Origin of the sequence: Micromonospora sp. CCTCC AA 2012012, assembly GCF_040499845.1 — a bacterium.
Taxonomy (GTDB): domain Bacteria; phylum Actinomycetota; class Actinomycetes; order Mycobacteriales; family Micromonosporaceae; genus Micromonospora; species Micromonospora mangrovi.
Genome location: NZ_CP159342.1, coordinates 5337370 through 5354044 on the forward strand (window position 1 = coordinate 5337370; position 16675 = coordinate 5354044).

The window sequence follows — 16675 nt, forward strand, 5'->3', positions numbered from 1 at the left end:
ACCCCGGCGGTAGAGCTGGACTCGATCCGACGCAATGAGGGGGGACCCGTGTCGGTCACCGACGACATGCGGACGGAGCGGGCCGGGGGGCCGTCGTCCGCGCCACCACCACAGCGCGACGGGCAGTTCGACAAGACCCCGCCGCAGGACGTGGCGGCCGAGCAGTGCGTGCTCGGCGGCATGCTGCTCTCCAAGGACGCGATCGCCGACGTCGTGGAGATCCTCAAGTCCAACGACTTCTACCGACCCGTGCACGCCACGATCTTCGACGCGATCCTCGACATCTACGGCCGGGGCGAACCGGCCGACCCGATCACCGTCGCGGCGGCCCTGGCCGACTCCGGCGATCTGGCCCGGATCGGTGGCGCCCCCTATCTGCACACGCTGATCGCGAGCGTGCCCACCGCCGCCAACGCCTCCTACTACGCCCGCATCGTCGGCGAGCGGGCCGTGCTCCGCCGGCTGGTCGAGGCCGGTACGAAGATCGTCCAGCTCGGATACGGCACCGGCCAGGGCGGCAGCCGCGACGTCGACGACGTGGTGGACCTGGCCCAGCAGGCCGTCTACGAGATCACCGAGCGCCGGGTCAGCGAGGACTTCGCCGTCCTCGCCGACATGCTCCAGCCGACCCTCGACGAGATCGAGGCGGTCGGTGCGCAGGGCGGCGTGATGACCGGCGTGCCGACCGGCTTCAGCGACCTGGACCGACTCCTCAACGGCCTGCACGCGGGCCAACTCATCATCGTTGCCGGCCGGCCGGGTCTCGGAAAGAGCACCGCGAGTATGGACTTCGCGCGGAATGCCGCCATTCGTGCCAACCAGGCGGCGGCGATCTTCTCGCTGGAAATGAGCAAGGTCGAGATCGTCATGCGACTGCTCTCGGCCGAGGCCCGCGTGCCGCTGCACGTGCTGCGCAGCGGGCAGCTCTCCGACGACGACTGGACCAAGCTGGCCCGGTGCATGGGCGAGATCAGCGAGGCGCCGCTCTTCGTCGACGACACGCCGAGCATGAACCTGATGGAGATCCGGGCCAAGGCCCGTCGGCTCAAGCAGAAGCACAACCTGAAGATGATCGTCGTCGACTATCTCCAGCTGATGACCTCGCCAAAGCGCACCGAGAGCCGGCAGCAGGAGGTCGCGGACCTGTCCCGTGGCCTGAAGCTGCTCGCCAAGGAGGTCGAGTGCCCGGTGATCGCGGTCAGTCAGCTGAACCGTGGCCCCGAGCAGCGTACGGACAAGCGACCGCAGCTGTCCGACCTGCGGGAATCCGGCTCGATCGAGCAGGACGCCGACGTCGTGATCCTGCTGCACCGTGACGACTACTACGACAAGGAGTCGCCGCGCGCCGGCGAGGCGGATTTCATCGTGGCCAAGCATCGAAACGGTCCGACGGACACCGTGACGGTCGCGGCGCAGCTGCACCTGTCCCGCTTCGTCGACATGGCGATCGTCTGAGCCGCGCCGCTCAGCCGAGCAGCGGGAACCAGCCGGCGGCCTCGCCCAGTTCCCGCCGGTCCCGCTCGGTGAGCGGCACCCGGCCGGTGGCCTTGAGCAGATAGTCCCGGTCGTCCCAGCCGGTGGGGCGGACCGCGTCGTCGCTGAGCAGACCGTCCATCGTGGCGACCGCCACGGCGACGGCGGCGGCGCCGGGTGCCGGCGCGTCCGGCAGGTCGACGACCAGGTCGAGGTGGTGCACCACGGCCTCGGTGGTGAGGGTGGCCAGCAGATCCGGTACGCGGAGCACGTGCCCCTGGGTGGTGACGCAACCGGACGGGTCGGCGGCACCGGCCGCGCGGACGGCGGCGGGCGCGGTGTCGCACCAGACCTGGACCACGCCGCTCGGCCGGGGGAAGGCCGCTGCCGAGCGGCGGACCCACCAGGCGTGCGCGGCGGCCTCGTCGTCCCGGCCCGGGGTGAACTCGCGCCAGTAGCTGACGTCGTCGACGTCGGCCGGTCCCTCGGCGGGGCTGGCCAGCGCCACCAGGGCCCGTTGGGCGTCGACGAGGACGTGCAGGAGCAGGTCGGCGACGAGCCAGCCGCGGCAGCGCGTCGGTCGTTGCAGATCCGTGTCGGAGAGGTCGGACACCACCCGGGTGATGCCGTCGTAGGCCTGCGCCAGCGCGATGTGCCCGGTCATCGCCCGAGCGTCGCACGAGCGACGCCGCACGGCACGCGGGACGGCGGGTACGGCGAGCGGGCCGGGGCATCCGCCCCGGCCCGCCGTGCTCAGTCGAAGAGTTCGCCGAGGAACCCGCCGTGGTGCTTCTTGCGCCGGTAGTGGCCGTGGTAGCCGTGGTGCTGCCCGTACGCGGGCTGGGCGTAGCCGTGACCCGGGGGCGGTGGGGGCGGCGGGGGCACCGTGCCGTAGCCCGGCTGGTGCGGGGCGGCGGCGGGCGGCGGTGGCGGGGGCGGTGCGTAGCCACCGGCGGTGGGCTGCGGCGCCGGGGTCGGGGCGGTGTGCTGCCGGTTCCAGTTCGCCTCGGCCTCGAAGAGCTTCTCTAGCTCGCCGCGGTCGAGGAAGATTCCCCGGCACTCGCCGCACTGGTCGATGATCACTCCGCTGCGCTCGTACTGGCGCATGTCTCCGTGACATTTGGGGCAGGTGAGCTGCATGGCACCGACGGTACCGGGTGGGCTCACGCGGTGGCGGTGAGCGCCTCGGTGACCTCGTCGTCGGAGACCTCGTGGAAGTCGTCGTAGTAGGCGCCGACCGCGCCGAACTCCGGCGGCAGTTGGACGGCGACCACCTGATCGGCCTCGGGGGCCAGCAGGTCGTACGCCTGCTCGGAGCCGACCGGGACGGCCACGACCACCCGCGTGGCCCCCAGGTGCCGGGCCACCTGCACGGCGGCGCGGGCGGTGGCACCGGTGGCGAGGCCGTCGTCGACGATGATCGCGGTGCGACCGTGCAGGTCCAACGGGGGCCGACCGGCCCGGTAGCGGCTCTCCCGACGGTCCAGTTCGGCCTGTTCCCGCCGGCGTACCTGGTCCCGGTCGCGGTCGCTGAGCCGACCGGCGACCATCTCGTTGAGCACCTGCACGCCACCGGGGCCGAGCGCGCCGAAGGCCACCTCGGGCGCCCACGGCATGCCGAGCTTGCGGACCACCAGCACGTCCAGCGGTGCGCCGAGCCGCTGCGCGACCTGCCGGGCCACCGGTACGCCGCCGCGGACCAGCCCCAGGACGACGAGGTCGGGGCGCCCGGCGAGGTCGGCGAGCCGGTCGGCGAGCGCCTGGCCGGCCTCGGCCCGGTCGCGGTACGTGGTCATGCCTCAGGTCTACGCCCTGGCGGTGCGCCGCGTCCGGAACTTCCCGGAAGCGGTCACCCGACCTCCGGGCGCACCGGCCGTTCGGTGAGCGCCAGCGCGGGCACCCAGACCAGCAGGGCGAGCGGATAGAGCAGGTAGCCGAAGCGGGTCGAGGGCATCAGCGCGATCGCGGCGAGGAGGCCGTACCCGCAGATCAGCGCGGTGGTCGCGGCCGTGCGGGGCGGACGGCGCAGAAGCCGGACGGCGATCGCCACGCCGACCGCGACGAGCAGCGCGGCGGCGACCACCCGGCCGGCGGGCAGCGCCGTGGCGATCAGGTGGCCGGGGAACGGGGACTGCGCCGGGCTGGTGACCAGGCCGTGTCCGAGCGGGAAGCGGAGCACGTTCTCCACCAGGGCGTCCCGGTCGACCAGCAGGGCGGGCAGCAGCGCGGCGGCGGGCAGCCCGAGCGCGCCGGCGGCGGTCCGCAGGCCGGCCCGCCGGGTCGCCGCCCAGCAGATCAGGACAACCGCGACCGGCCAGGCGAAGAGCTTCAGCGCACCCGCCAGGCCGACCGCGACGCCGGCCCGGCCGGGCCGGTCGGCGGCGGCCAGCGCGAGGGCCAGCAGGCAGAGCGCGAGTACGGGGAGGTCGTCGCCGCCGGTGGCCAGGGTCAGCGCGCAGACCGGCAGGACGGTGGCGGCCTGAACGCCCCGCAGCACCGCCGCGTCCCGTCGGCCGGTGGGTGCACCGGTGCGACGCAGTGTCACCACTGCCAGGGCCAGCGTCACCGCGGTGACCAGCGCGAACCAGACCCGCGCGTCGGTCCACCAGGCGTCGACGACCGTCCGGGGCAGCCCGAACAGCGCCATTCCCGGCTGGTACGGGGTGTAGCCCAGCAGTTGTTCCCCCGGCGGCAGCGCGGCGATCGCGTCGTGCCCGAGGTAGGGCGTGCCGTGTTCGGCGAGCCGCGCCCCGGCGTGCTCCACCACCACCACCTCCTCCTGCGCCCGGTCGGTACGCCCGGACGCCCGCTGCCAGCTCTCCACGATCAGCGGCAGCAGGGTGGTGGTGGCCCAGGCGAACCCGGTGACCGCCCAGCGGGCGGTCGGCCCGACGGCCGGCGCGTCGGCGTGCCGACGACGCAGCAGCAGTTGACCGGCCACGGCCAGCGCCGCGACCAGGTATCCGACGGCCGCGATGGCACCCCACGGTCGGTGCGGCGGGAGCGTGGAGGTGACGGCGGTGACCGCGGCGAAGAGCGCCGACACGGCGTACAGGCCGAGGTCGAGGGCGAGGCCACCGGCGGCGGTGTCCAGCGCCGACCAGCGGCTGGGGCGGCGCGGTTCCGGGTCGGGGGTGGCGGTCACGCGGGCAAGTCTGGCAGACGACGGGGATGGTCCCGTCCGACGTGGCGTCAGTGGCGGCGCGGTTCCTCCACCGCCGGTCCGCCGCCGTTCCCGGTCGCCCGGCTCCGGCCACCCTGGCGGCGTCCCGGCAGCCGGATGACCGCGCCGGCGTCGTGCAGCGGTGCCGCGAGGGTGCCCGGTCGCCCGCCCGCACCGCGTTGGAGCGCGGCGAGAAGTGCGCCGGCCGGCAGCGGCCGGGCGAAGAGGTGACCCTGACCGGAGGCGCAGCCCAGCTCCCAGAGCGCCCGGCGCTGCGGTTCGCTCTCCACGCCCTCGGCCACCACCGCGAGGTCCAGGCTGCGACCGAGGTCCACGGTGGAACGGATCACCGCGGCGGCCTCGGCCGAACTCTCCATCGAGGTGACGAAGCTGCGGTCGACCTTCAGCTCGTGCACCGGGATGCGGGAGAGCAGGGAGAGCGAGGAGTAGCCGGTGCCGAAGTCGTCCAGCGCGAGTCGGACGCCCGAGTCGCGCAGCCGGCTGAGCACCCGGTCGACCACGTCGAGCTGGCTGAGCGTGAGGGTCTCGGTCAGCTCCAGCACCAGGCGGTCCGGCGGCAGGTCGTGCGCCCGCAGCCGGGCCAGCACCGCCCCGGGGAACCGGGCGTCGAGCAGGCTGCGCGGGGAGACGTTCACCGAGACCGGCAGGTCGTGGCCGGCGGCCCGCCAGCTGCCCGCCGCGATCAGCGCCTGGTCGAGGATGGCCTCCGCGAACGCCGGAAGCAGGCCGGAGCGTTCCACGGCCTCCAGGAAGCGCAGCGGGTCGATCATTCCGTGCGTCGGATGGTGCCAGCGGGCCAGCGCCTCCGCGCCGGTCACCTGCCCGGTGCCGAGGTCGACGATCGGCTGGAAGTTGACGGTGAACTCGTGGTCGGCCACCGCGCGGGGCAGGTCGCCGCCGAGGGTGAGCCGGCCCAGGTCGGCGGTGTCCCGCGTCGGGGCGTACGTGGAGATCCGCTGGCCGGCCCGTTTCGCCTGGTACATCGCCACGTCGGCGCGGCGCAGCAGCTCCGCCATCCCGCCGCTGGCCGGGGCGATGGCGATGCCGCCGCTGGCCTCCACGCTGATCCGCATGCCGTCCACGTCGAGCGGCTCGTGCAACGCGCCGAGGAGCGCCTCCGCCCGGTGTGCGGCGATCGCCGGTGCGGGCAGGCCACGCAGCAGCACCGCGAACTCGTCGCCACCGAGCCGGGCCACCAGGTCGTCGGGGCGGGCGGCGCCACGCAACCGGTCGGCGACCTGGATCAGCACCTGGTCCCCGGCGGCGTGCCCGAGGGTGTCGTTGACCTCCTTGAAGTGGTTGAGGTCGATCAGCACCAGCGCGGTCACCCCGTCGGCGTGCCGCCGGCCGAGCTGCTCGCTGCCCTCGTCGAGGAGGTGGCGCCGGTTGGCCAGCCCGGTCAGCGCGTCGTGGCGGGCGGCGTACGCGTGTTCCTCGGCGATCCGGGCCAGCTCGGCGTACGCCTGGGCGTTGCGGACCGCGGTGCAGAGGGCGGAGGCGAAGGTACGCAGGGTGTACTGCTCCCGCTCGGAGAGCGCCACCGGCCCGGTGAACCGTAGCCGCAGCACCCCGAGGTCGATCGAACGGTCGTGGCCTTCCAGCGCCACCGGGATGACGGTGCCGGTCACCTCGCTCGGCTCGGCGGCGGGGCCGTCGTAACCGGGGCCTGCGGCGGTGCCGCGGATCATCCGTTCGGTGCCGCGTAGTTCGATCTCGACCTCGTCGGCGGAGAAGAGCTCCGCGGCCTGGGTGACGGCGGTGGTGAGCACCTCGTCGAGGTCGACGACGTTCAGGGCGTCGGTGGTGCGGGCGAGCCGCTGCCATGCCTGCTGCTCGGTGCGGGTGCGGATCCGGGTGGAGTAGGCGAGGTGGAGGCTGAGCACCAGCGGCGGTACGGCGAGCAGCAGTCGGGGGTCGGCCCGCAGGATGAGCAGGGTGGAGGCGGCCACGACGAAGCGGACGGCGAAGCCCGCCAGACGTAGATCGAGGTTGCTGCGGAACTGGCGGTAGATCCGGGTGCCGGAGGCCAGCGCGATGACAGGGATCGCCAGGAGGTCGTCCAGCAGCGCGGCGACGGCGTAAATCGCCGCCAACTCTGCGAGAGCGGACCCAACGGAAGCCGTTGCCTGCCAGCCGAGCAGAGCGGCCGTGGCCCCGGCACTGCCTGCGACCAGCACGTTCTTGCCGATGCCGAATGCGGTCTTGATGGCGGTTAGCCGCAGCACGGCGGATGCCGCGGCGACCCCCACGCCGGTGCTCAGGACGACCCACGAGGCCGGTGCAATGGCTACGCCGATCACGATGGCCGTCTCGACCCAGGCGATGGCCAATGTGGTGGAGCGAATTCGAACCGTCGTCTTGACGATCACACTGACCGCGATCATGAAGGTGAGTGCAGTCAGGGTGGCGCCGTCCCGGATGGAGCTTGGGGGGTGACTGACGAAGAGAAGGAAGGCCGCGACGGAAGCAGCAAAGGCAAGAACGACGATGAGGCCGACAAGCGTCGTCAAGCGCCGCGCGGTCTCAGTAGCCCGTCGTTCCTCAGTGTGGCTCATTCAGCTCCACGGGCTGACGGCTCCAGCCGTGGGTCGGCTCAGCCAGTTCGTCGATGCTGCGAGCTTACCGTGATGGTTTGGTCGCGTGAAGCGCTAGATCAGTGCCACTCGGTGCTACGCATCGTCCGACTCCTCTCGTTCGCTTGCCGAAGATCCATGGGCGACCTTCAGGTCAACGACCGATAGGTTAGAAGACCGATGCGTACATATAGAAGGCATAAATGTCGGTATGCGCAATATCAGCTAAGATGTTGGTCATTCATAACGTTCTGTCCATTGCGTCTGTGCGGAGCGCAGCTACGAGTGTGCGAAAGGTGGCTGTTCGGTTGCCCACTGCAATCCCGTGTGGATGGCAGACATGCCCGTGATGAGCATTGCGAGTTGACCCGCAACCTTCATCAGTGGTTCGGTTGGATCTCGGCCCGATTCGTCCGACTGGGCAAGCAGGTGTCAGCAGCTGCCTTTAGGAACGGGGCGGTGGAAACGGACAGTGAATCGCTAGACTTCCAAGGTCTCGGTAGCGGATGCTGACACCGGAGTCGACCTATTGGAAATCCGAGTCCTAGGCGGCCTCTCAGCGCGGCTCGATGGGAAGCCTCTCCGTCTCGGCACGCCGAAACAACAGCTGGTCCTGGCCCGGCTGGCGGTGGAGCCGGGGCACCTGGTCATGGTCGACGAGTTGATCGACGAACTGTGGCCGGATGGGCCGCCCCGCTCCGCCGTTGCCAACGTTCGGACCTACGCCGCGAACCTCCGTCGCGCCTTCGATGCCACCGAGCAGGGGCGGAATCTCCTCGTACGGGACGGGTCGGGCTACCGCCTGGACGTGGCGCCGCTCCTGACTGACGTCGGACGTGTCGACCAAGTTCGTGCAGCAGCCCGTGCAGCAGCCCGTGCAGGTGAGTCGTCGCGGGCAGTCGAGCTGCTGACTCGCGCGCTCTCCGGCGGACGAAGAACGTTGCTCGCCGGCCTGTCCCTCGGTCCCAGCCTCTCCGCCCGGCGGATACGCGTCGAGGAGGAGGAACTCGCCGACATCGAGCTTCTCGCAGACCTGCGCACCGGTATCGGAGAGACCGATGCTGCCATTGCTGCGCTACGCGAACTGGTCAGCGCGCACCCCCTCCGCGAGCACGCCCACTTCTTATTGGTGCGCGCTCTTCGACAGACCGGCGATGCAGCGGGTGCCGTCGCCGCCTACCACGAGGCCCGCCGAATCCTGGCCGACCAGCTCGGAGTCGAACCAGGCAGGGAGTTTCGGCAGTTCTATGCGTCGCTGCTGGACGACGAGGGCTTGCCGGTCGACTTCGGCGGACCGAGCACGGATTCCGCCGCAAGCAGGCGGGGTGATGCAATCACCGACGCACGCTCCCCGATCAACTGGCTCCCCCGGACCGTGACTGACTTCGTCGGACGCGGGCAGGCAGTGGAACGACTCTCGCGAGAGATGTCTCCTGGCTCGGCTGGGCCGACAGTGGCGGTTATCGACGGCATGGCAGGCAGTGGAAAGACAACCCTTGCCGTGCATCTGGCGAACCTCCTGGCCGGGCTCTACCCCGACGGGCAGCTCTTCCTCGACCTGCGGGGGCACGGCAGTGGAGAGCCGATCTCGCCGGCCGCTGCCCTGTTCGACCTGCTCCGCCAGTTGGGCGTTCCGGCCAACCGGATCCCGGCCGAGTTCGATGCCCGTATTGAGGCGTGGCGACGGGAGACGGCATTCCGACGCGTCGTCGTGGTGCTCGACAACGCTGCAGAGAGCGCACAGGTCGAGCCGTTGCTGCCGAGCGTCGGCACGGCTGCGATCCTCGTGACCAGCCGTAGACGGTTGCTCGCGCTCACCACCCGACCGCCTCTTTCGTTGCCTGTGCTCGCCGAGGAGGAGTCTCTGGAACTGCTTGCGGCCCTGGTCGGTAAGAACCGGGTGACGGCCGACATTGATGGGGCCCGCCAACTGGTCCGCCGTTGCGGACATCTGCCCCTGGCCATACGTCTGGCTGGTGCCAGGCTGGCCCACCGGGCCACTTGGAGCATGTCTGACATGGCCCGTCGTCTCGACCGGGAGCCGATCTTTCTCCCGCAGTTGCAGGCCGAGGACCGCACGATCGTCGGAGCGTTCGCGGCCTCCTACGAGCCGCTCAGCCCATCGGCGAAAAGGGTGTTCCGGGCCGTCGGCCTGCACCCGGGTAATCATCTGGACACTGCGATGATCGCCGCACTGGTGAACCTCCCCCTGAGCGAAGCGGCGGCTCTGGCGGATGAACTCGTTGACCGGTATCTGCTGGAGGAAGGTTCCGGTGGCTCCTATCGATTGCACGACCTCATGCGCCAGTATTCGTCAGAGTTGGCGCTGCAGTTCGATACCGAGGTGACACGGCGAACGGCGATGGAAAACCTTCTGGATCATTTCCTTCACTCCGTGGTGCAGGTGTCACAGTCGATCGATGACCAGCGACTGCTGGACTCACACCTGCGGGCGAGACTTCCGCGGCGTGTTGAACTTCTGGCTGTCCGTCGCCCGGGTGACCTCGACTGGTTGGAGGAACAGCGACTGAACCTGGCGGCCTTGGTCCGCCGAGCCGTGGAAGATGGTCATGACACCCTTGCGTGGCAACTGACTCGCGCCGGATGGCGCTTCTTCTACCTACGCGGCTATTTCGACGACATCTCGATCACCCATCAAGAAGGGTTGAAGGCGGCGAGGCGCTCGGGCGACAGGGCCGCCGTTGCCCTGATGCACAACTATCTCGCCTCCGCCCTCGTCCGCACGGCCTCCTATCGCGAAGCGCTGGCTCATCTCGACCAGGTGGTGGCGATCCGCACCCGCCTGCATGACGACGACGGAACCGAGCGAGCCCGGGTCAACATGAGCATCGTGTACTGGCGCCTCGGGCGACTGCAGGACGCATTGGACGTCCAGCTATCCATGCTCAGGAAACAATCGTTGGACACTCTCCCGGTGCTGTCGAATGTCGGTCTCATTCTGCGTTCCCTGGGAGAATACGCAGAAGCGGCCAGGTTTCATCGCACCCATCTCTTCCTGGCCCGTACCAGGCAGGATCTCTTCCAGATCGCCAATGCTCTCGGTCACCTGGGTGGGGTGCGCTACCGGCTTGGGGAAAGCGTCTGGGCGGAACGTCTGCTCCGCGCTTCCCTGGCGCTGCGAGCCCGGACTGGTCATGGATTCGCCACAGCGGAGACGTTGAGCGATCTGGCGGGTACGTACCGACAGCTTGGTCGCCACGAAGAAGCGCTGAGGATCCATCGGGCCGCTATCGAAAGCGCCGTGAACTGCGGCGAACGGCACGCGGAGGCGGCGGCCCTGAACGAGTTGGCCCGAACGCTTCTGCAGATGGGCAGGCGGGCTGAGGCGATGGACGGCCACCGGATGGCGCTGGACCTGGCCACCCGGATTGATCATCCGCACGAGCAGGGTCGGGCGTTGGCGGGTCTGGCGGAGTGCGAGGTGGCGACGGACCCTGACGCGGCCTGTCGCTATTGGCAGCGGGCGCTGGTGCTCTTCGAGCAGGTGAATGTGCCCGAGCAACATCATGTACGCCTTCGACTGACAAATAGCCCTGGCCCAGTCGGCTGACCAGGGCTGCACCGGCTTATCGGTTTTTTATCGCCGGCCTCGCTAGTGTCCCGCGTGTGTCGGCGATCGGGGGAGATCCTGCAGGTCAGGGCTGCGCCGACTTCGACGCCTGCCGCCAGGTTTCCCCCCAGCGACTCGGCGGCGGGTGGCAAGGGGGAGCGTCGCGGATGCGCCATCGGCACCCTGGCGCAGTCAACCGTGACGCTCCCCCGCTCGGAGGCTGACGTGGCGGTCGTACCCGAAAGATAGGCTCGCGGCCGTGACGGATCCCGCCCAGCTCACCCACGTCGACCCGGCCGGCGCGGCCCGGATGGTCGACGTCTCCGCCAAGCCGGTCTCCGGCCGGCTGGCGGTCGCCGCCGGCCGCCTGCGCACCACCGCCGAGGTGGTTGACCTGCTGCGCCGTGACGGTCTGCCGAAGGGCGACGCGCTCGCCGTCGGTCGGCTCGCCGGCATCATGGGGGCCAAGCGCACGCCCGACCTGATCCCGCTCTGCCACCCCATCGCCCTGCACGGGGTGACCGTCGACCTGCGGCTCACCGGCGACACGGTGGAGATCACCGCCACCGCGCGGACCGCCGACCGCACCGGTGTCGAGATGGAGGCGCTGACCGCGGTGGCCGTGGCCGGGCTGGCCCTGGTCGACATGGTGAAGGCCGTCGACCCGGCGGCGTCGGTCGACGCGGTCCGGGTGCTCCGCAAGGAGGGCGGCAAGACCGGCGAGTGGGTCCGGCCGGAGGACCGGTCGTGATCCGGGCCCGGGTGATCGTGGCCTCCAACCGGGCCGCCGCCGGGGTCTATGCCGACACCAGCGGTCCGTTGCTGGTCGCGGGCCTGCGTGAGCTGGGCTGCGAGGTCGACGAGCCGGTGGTGGTGCCCGACGGTGAGCCGGTCGGAGCGGCGCTGCGGGCCGCCCTGGCGGACGGCGTCGACGTGGTGCTGACCAGCGGCGGGACCGGGATCACCCCGACCGATCGCACCCCCGACGTGACCCGCGCCCTGCTCGACTACGAGATCCCCGGCATCGCCGAGGCGATCCGCGCGTACAGCCGCGACCAGGTGCCCACCGCCGCCCTGTCCCGGGCGTTGGCCGGGGTCGCCGGCCGGATGCTCGTGGTGAACCTGCCGGGCTCGCGCGGCGGGGCCAGGGACGGGCTGGCCGTGCTCGGGCCGATCCTCGTGCACGCCGTCGACCAGCTCCGCGGCGGGGACCACTGACCACGCGGGGTCGCCGTCGCGGCGATAGGCTCGCCCGATGAGCACGGAAACCGCAGCCGCGGCGGCCCCGGTCGCCACGCCGCCGCCGGCCGGCTGGGAGGAGGCCCGCTCCCGGGTGTACGCGGTCGGCCTCGCCGCCGCGCTGCCCGCGGTCAACCGGGGCCTCGCCGACGCCGACGGGCACACCCTCGCCGAGCCGTTGACCACCCGGAGCGACCTGCCGGCCTTCCCGACCTCCAGCGTCGACGGCTGGGCGGTGCGCGGCAACGGCCCGTGGCGGGTGGTGGGGCGGGTGCTCGCCGGTAACACTCCGGCTCCCTTGGCGGCTGACGGCATCACCGTCGAGATCGCGACCGGGGCGATGGTCCCCGAGGGGGCCGACGCCATCCTGCGGATCGAGGACTCGACCCGCACCGCGGAGGGCCTGGTCGCGGGCACGCCCCGACCGGCACCCGAGTGGCGGATGCCGGGCGAGGAGGCGTACGCCGGTGAGGAGCTGGTCCCGGCCGGCACCCCGGTCGACCCGGCGCTGATCGGGCTGGCCGCCTCCTGCGGCCTGGACTCCCTGCGGGTCCGTCGGCAGCCGCGCGCGGCGTTGCTGGTCTTCGGCGACGAGCTGCTCACCTCCGGTCCGCCCGCCGCCGGCCGGGTGCGGGACGCGCTGGGCCCGGCGGTGCCGGCCTGGCTGCGCCGCTACGGCTGCGCGGTGCGCCCGGCTGACGTGGTGGGCCCGGTGGCGGACACCCTGCCCGCCCACGTGGCCGCCCTGCGGGGTGCCCTGGCCACCGCCGACCTGGTCTGCACCACCGGCGGCACGATGCACGGCCCGGTCGACCACCTGCACCCGACGCTGGAGGCGTTGGGTGCCGACTACGTGGTCAACACGGTCGCGGTGCGCCCCGGTTTCCCGATGCTGCTGGCCCGGCTGGCCGGTGCCGACGGGCGGGTCCGGTTCGTCGCCGGCCTGCCCGGCAACCCGCAGTCGGCGATCGTCGCGCTGGTGTCGCTGGTCGCTCCGCTGCTGGCCGGACTCCAGGGCCGGCCGATGCCGGTGCTGCCGCAGGCGACCCTCGCCGAGCCGGTTCCCGGCCGGGGCGACTACACCCATCTCGCGCTGGTCCGGCTGGACCGGGCGGCCGGCACCGCCCATCCGGTGCGGCACGTCGGGTCGGCGATGCTGCGCGGGCTGGCCGGGGCGGACGGCTTCGCGGTGATCCGGCCCGGCACCAGCGGGGAGGTCGGCGCGCGGGTGCCGGTCGTGCCGCTGCCGCTGCTGCCCGGGGAGCGGTCGTGGTGAGCCCCGCCGGCACGGTCGCGTACGGCACGGTCACCGAGCAGCCGCTGGACCTGGCCGCGCACGAGGCGGCGGTCGCCGATCGTCGGGCCGGCGCGGTGGTCTCCTTCCAGGGCGTGGTCCGCGACCACGACCACGGGCGCGGGGTGATCAGCCTGGAGTACGAGGGCCACCCCACCGCCGAGGCCGTGCTCCGCGAGGTCGCCGCCGAGGTCGCCGCCGACCCGGAGGTCTACGCGGTGGCGGTGTCGCACCGGATCGGCCCGCTGGAGATCGGCGACGCGGCCCTGGTCGCGGCGGTCGCCACCGCCCACCGGGCCGCCGCGTTCGCGGCCTGCGCCCGGCTGGTCGACGAGGTCAAGGCGCGGCTGCCGATCTGGAAGCGGCAGGTGTTCACCGACGGCACCGAGGAGTGGGTGAACTGCCCCTGACCGCTCGACCCGGCTGCCGTCCCGTGGGAACGGTCAGCGGCGGCCGGTGAGCTGGCCGGCCCGGGCCAGCCGGTCGGTGTAGAACGCCGGTTCCGCGCCGGGGCGCCACGGCAGCGCCGCGACCAGCACGATCAGGGCGATCGCCAGGGAGTTCTCCATCAGCGCGCCGAACAGCCCGTCCTGGTAGTGGGACACCTCGGGCAGCTGGTGCTCGTACGGCCAGATGGGCGAGATCAGGAAGAGCAGGTAGAGCCCGAGCGCGGCGGCACCGTGCCGCAGGCCGGTGAGCGTCGGGTACCAGATCGGTGGGCGCAGGGCGTTGACTCCGGGCACCCCACCGGCGGCGGCCGAGCTGACCCGGGGCAGCAGCCCGCGGCTCGCCTCGCGGCGGCGTACCGCGGCGTCGGCCAGCACGATGATCGCCGGGATGACCCACACCAGGTGGTGCGACCAGGAGATCGGGCTGATCACGTTGGCGGTGAGGCCGACCAGGGTGAACGCGGTCAGCTCGTCGCCGTCGGCCCGCGCGGTCGCCGCCCGGGACAGGCCCAGCGCGAGGACCAGCACGGCGAAGGCGAGCCAGAGCAGCTTGGGCGTCTCGATCGAGTCGTACAGGCGGGCCAGCAGGCCGGCGAGGGACTGGTTGGGGGTCATGTCGGCGGCCCCGACCCGCTCGGTCTGCCACAGCACGCTGGTGAAGTACGTCCGCGACTCCTCGCCGACCAGCGCGAACGAGCCGAGTGTGACGCCGATCGTGGTGCCGATCGCGGTCATCGCGGCCCGCCACTGGCGAGTGATCATGAGATAGACGACGAAGAGCGCCGGAGTCAGCTTGACGGCGGTGGCCAGCCCGATCCCGGCACCCGCCCAGACCCCGCTGTAGAGGAACCGGGTCGCCGCCGAGGTGGCCGTGTCGTGGTGGGTGCCCCGCTTCGCCCGCCAGCGCAGGCCCACCAGGTCTGCCATGATCAACGCGAAGAGCAGCAGGTTGACCTGGCCGTAGCCGAGGGTCTCCCGGGACGGCTCGATGGCCACCGCCATCGGCACCGCGATCGCCACGGTGAAGCGCAGCGACCAGCCCAGCCGGTCCACCACCGGGCGCAGCAGCGCGGTCAGGACGACCGCCAGCGCGGTGATGCTGGCCAGCGCGTTCAGCCAGCCGGCCGCCTCGACCGGCAGCCAGGACATCGGCAGCATGACCACGGCCGCGAAGGGCGGGTAGGTGAAACCCAGGGTCGTCGAGGGCGCGATGAAGTCATAGAGCTCGTTGCCGCTCGCCCACCACACCACCGCACCGTGATAGATCTTCATGTCGAAGAAGTTGTACGGCCGCCCGAATGCCCCGATGGCGAGCCATGCGGCATAGGCGACGGCGGCCACGATGCCGGTCCGTACGACTGTCCTGCGATCGATCCCACGCGTCACGCGATGGACTGGGGCGAGGCGGCTCATCCGTCTTGCGACGGTCGCCGGCATGACGTGGCCACCCCCGTACCAAGGTCGTACTACCCGTCCAGGTCCAGCACGGAGCCTAGAACGGCGCCTCACGTTGATGCCTCCCGCGTTATGCGACCGTGTCCGATCCCACACATGTTTGCGACGTTTCCACCGCGTTAACGGGTGTCTGGTGGTTCAGGTAATTCGCGGCCTTGCGGGGGTGGCGGCCGGATAGCTGCAGGTCAGCCGGGGAGTCGTCGGGCGGTGGCCGCCGAGCGTACGGCGATCTTCGCCTCTCGGCGGGCGGTCCGGACCGCCCGCTGCATCGAGCGTCGCGAGTGGCCGATCCGATGGCCGGTACGCCAGCGCAGCCCCGGCTTGCCCTCGGTGTCGGCGGCGGCGAGCAGCAGGCCGCCCACGAGCCCGAGGTTCTTGAGGAAGTGGATCTGGTTGTTGTTGCGCGACGCCGCGTCCTCGGAGTTCCAGAAGGGATGACCGGCGGCGGTGGTCGGCACCAGTGTCCCGGCGAGGACCAGGGCGGCCGGGCGGGTGAACTTCCCGGTGGCGAGCATCAGCCCACCGACGAGCTGGGTGGCCGCGTTGATCCGGACGAGGCTCTCGGTGTCGGTCGGGATGCGGGGGGAGAGGTTCTGGAGCAGCGGGGTCACCCGATCGGTGACCGGCTTCGCGGCGGGGACGAGCCGTCCGGCGTTCTGCAGATTGCGGGCGCCGCTGACCACGAAGATGCCGCTCAACAGGACACGGGCGAGGGAGCGCACGGGTTTCATGGATCAGTCATACCCCGCCGCGGACGCGGCTACCCCCGCAACACTCGAAAGGGATCGGCCGACATGGACGTCCGTCGGCGATGGTCGCCACGCCGAATTCCAGCGACCGTCGCGGATGGACCGGGTACGCGCGGTAACGTCGCGCGGGTGACGACGCTGCGGCTCCGCCCCGAGGACCCGGCCGACGAGGGACCGGTCGCCCGGGTGCTGGCCGCCGCCTTCGCCCGACCCGACGTGGCCACCCCGCCCGAGGTGGGGCTGGTGGAGGAGTTGCGGCACAGCGACGCCTGGGTTCCCGAGCTGGCCATGGTCGCCGAGTCCGGCGGCGAGGTGGTCGGCTACGCGCTGCTGACCCGGGTCCGGGTCCGCTCCGACGGCGGCTCGGCACCGGCACTCGCGCTCGGCCCGGTGGCGGTGGCCCCGCACCGGCAGCGGATCGGGCACGGCACCGCGGTGGTGCAGGCCGCCCTGGACGCCGCCACGGAGCTGGACGAGCGGCTGGTGGTGGTGCTGGGCGATCCCGCCTTCTATCGGCGGTTCGGCTTCGGCCGTGCCGACCGGATGGGGCTGACCAGCCCCTGGTCAGGGCTGGGCGACCCGTGGCAGGCGCTGGAGCTGCCGCCGTCGGTCAGCGGTGCGGGACCGGTGCCGCGCGGCGAGGTGGTCTTCCCGCCACCGTGGTCGAAGGTGTGAGCCGGCCCGGTTT

General features: G+C 71.7%; 14 protein-coding genes. 7 read left to right on the top strand and 7 right to left on the bottom strand.

Going from position 1 to position 16675, the window contains the following annotated elements:
- Window positions 1-66: 66 nt before the first annotated feature.
- Window positions 67-1455: a replicative DNA helicase gene (gene dnaB / locus ABUL08_RS23910; protein WP_377522576.1), complete on the top strand. Its 1389-nt coding sequence runs from the start codon at window positions 67-69 to the stop codon at window positions 1453-1455.
- 10 nt (window positions 1456-1465) lie between these two features.
- Here dnaB and ABUL08_RS23915 read toward each other — a convergent pair whose 3' ends face one another.
- From ABUL08_RS23915 to ABUL08_RS23935, 5 genes are all read right to left on the bottom strand, one after another.
- Window positions 1466-2137 (bottom strand): maleylpyruvate isomerase N-terminal domain-containing protein, encoded by a 672-nt coding sequence (locus tag ABUL08_RS23915; RefSeq protein ID WP_350932210.1) that lies wholly within the window; start codon window positions 2135-2137, stop codon window positions 1466-1468.
- An 89-nt stretch (window positions 2138-2226) separates the two neighbouring features.
- Window positions 2227-2613, bottom strand: coding sequence for a TFIIB-type zinc ribbon-containing protein (locus ABUL08_RS23920; protein WP_350932212.1), 387 nt, complete (start codon window positions 2611-2613; stop codon window positions 2227-2229).
- A 23-nt stretch (window positions 2614-2636) separates the two neighbouring features.
- Window positions 2637-3269, bottom strand: a complete 633-nt coding sequence (locus ABUL08_RS23925) for a phosphoribosyltransferase (protein ID WP_350932213.1) — start codon at window positions 3267-3269, stop codon at window positions 2637-2639.
- 53 nt (window positions 3270-3322) lie between these two features.
- On the bottom strand, window positions 3323-4618 hold the full coding sequence (locus tag ABUL08_RS23930; RefSeq protein ID WP_350932214.1) for a glycosyltransferase 87 family protein: 1296 nt from the start codon (window positions 4616-4618) through the stop codon (window positions 3323-3325).
- A gap of 47 nt (window positions 4619-4665) precedes the next feature.
- Window positions 4666-7212, bottom strand: coding sequence for a putative bifunctional diguanylate cyclase/phosphodiesterase (locus ABUL08_RS23935; RefSeq protein WP_350932216.1), 2547 nt, complete (start codon window positions 7210-7212; stop codon window positions 4666-4668).
- A 547-nt stretch (window positions 7213-7759) separates the two neighbouring features.
- Here ABUL08_RS23935 and ABUL08_RS23940 point away from each other — a divergent pair.
- From ABUL08_RS23940 to ABUL08_RS23960, 5 genes are all read left to right on the top strand, one after another.
- Window positions 7760-10801, top strand: a complete 3042-nt coding sequence (locus ABUL08_RS23940) for an AfsR/SARP family transcriptional regulator (protein WP_350932217.1) — start codon at window positions 7760-7762, stop codon at window positions 10799-10801.
- A 259-nt stretch (window positions 10802-11060) separates the two neighbouring features.
- A complete protein-coding gene (gene moaC / locus ABUL08_RS23945; protein ID WP_350932218.1) occupies window positions 11061-11552 on the top strand; it encodes a cyclic pyranopterin monophosphate synthase MoaC in 492 nt (163 codons plus the stop codon).
- Window positions 11549-12019, top strand: coding sequence for a MogA/MoaB family molybdenum cofactor biosynthesis protein (locus ABUL08_RS23950; protein ID WP_350932219.1), 471 nt, complete (start codon window positions 11549-11551; stop codon window positions 12017-12019). Before moaC ends, ABUL08_RS23950 begins: the two co-directional genes overlap by 4 nt.
- Window positions 12020-12056: 37 nt before the next feature.
- A complete protein-coding gene (locus ABUL08_RS23955) occupies window positions 12057-13316 on the top strand; it encodes a molybdopterin molybdotransferase MoeA (RefSeq protein ID WP_350932220.1) in 1260 nt (419 codons plus the stop codon).
- Window positions 13313-13744, top strand: a complete 432-nt coding sequence (locus ABUL08_RS23960; RefSeq protein WP_350938810.1) for a molybdenum cofactor biosynthesis protein MoaE — start codon at window positions 13313-13315, stop codon at window positions 13742-13744. The genes ABUL08_RS23955 and ABUL08_RS23960 overlap by 4 nt, the downstream gene beginning before the upstream one ends.
- A gap of 33 nt (window positions 13745-13777) precedes the next feature.
- Here ABUL08_RS23960 and ABUL08_RS23965 read toward each other — a convergent pair whose 3' ends face one another.
- Window positions 13778-15220 carry a glycosyltransferase 87 family protein gene (locus tag ABUL08_RS23965; RefSeq protein WP_350932222.1) on the bottom strand — a complete coding sequence of 481 codons (1443 nt, stop codon included), beginning with the start codon at window positions 15218-15220 and terminating at the stop codon, window positions 13778-13780.
- 203 nt (window positions 15221-15423) lie between these two features.
- Complete coding sequence (locus ABUL08_RS23970) at window positions 15424-15969, bottom strand: DoxX family protein (protein WP_350932223.1); 546 nt, start codon at window positions 15967-15969, stop codon at window positions 15424-15426.
- Window positions 15970-16116: 147 nt separating this feature from the next.
- Between ABUL08_RS23970 and ABUL08_RS23975 the strand changes: the two genes are divergently transcribed.
- Window positions 16117-16662 carry a GNAT family N-acetyltransferase gene (locus tag ABUL08_RS23975; protein ID WP_350932224.1) on the top strand — a complete coding sequence of 182 codons (546 nt, stop codon included), beginning with the start codon at window positions 16117-16119 and terminating at the stop codon, window positions 16660-16662.
- Window positions 16663-16675: the final 13 nt, after the last annotated feature.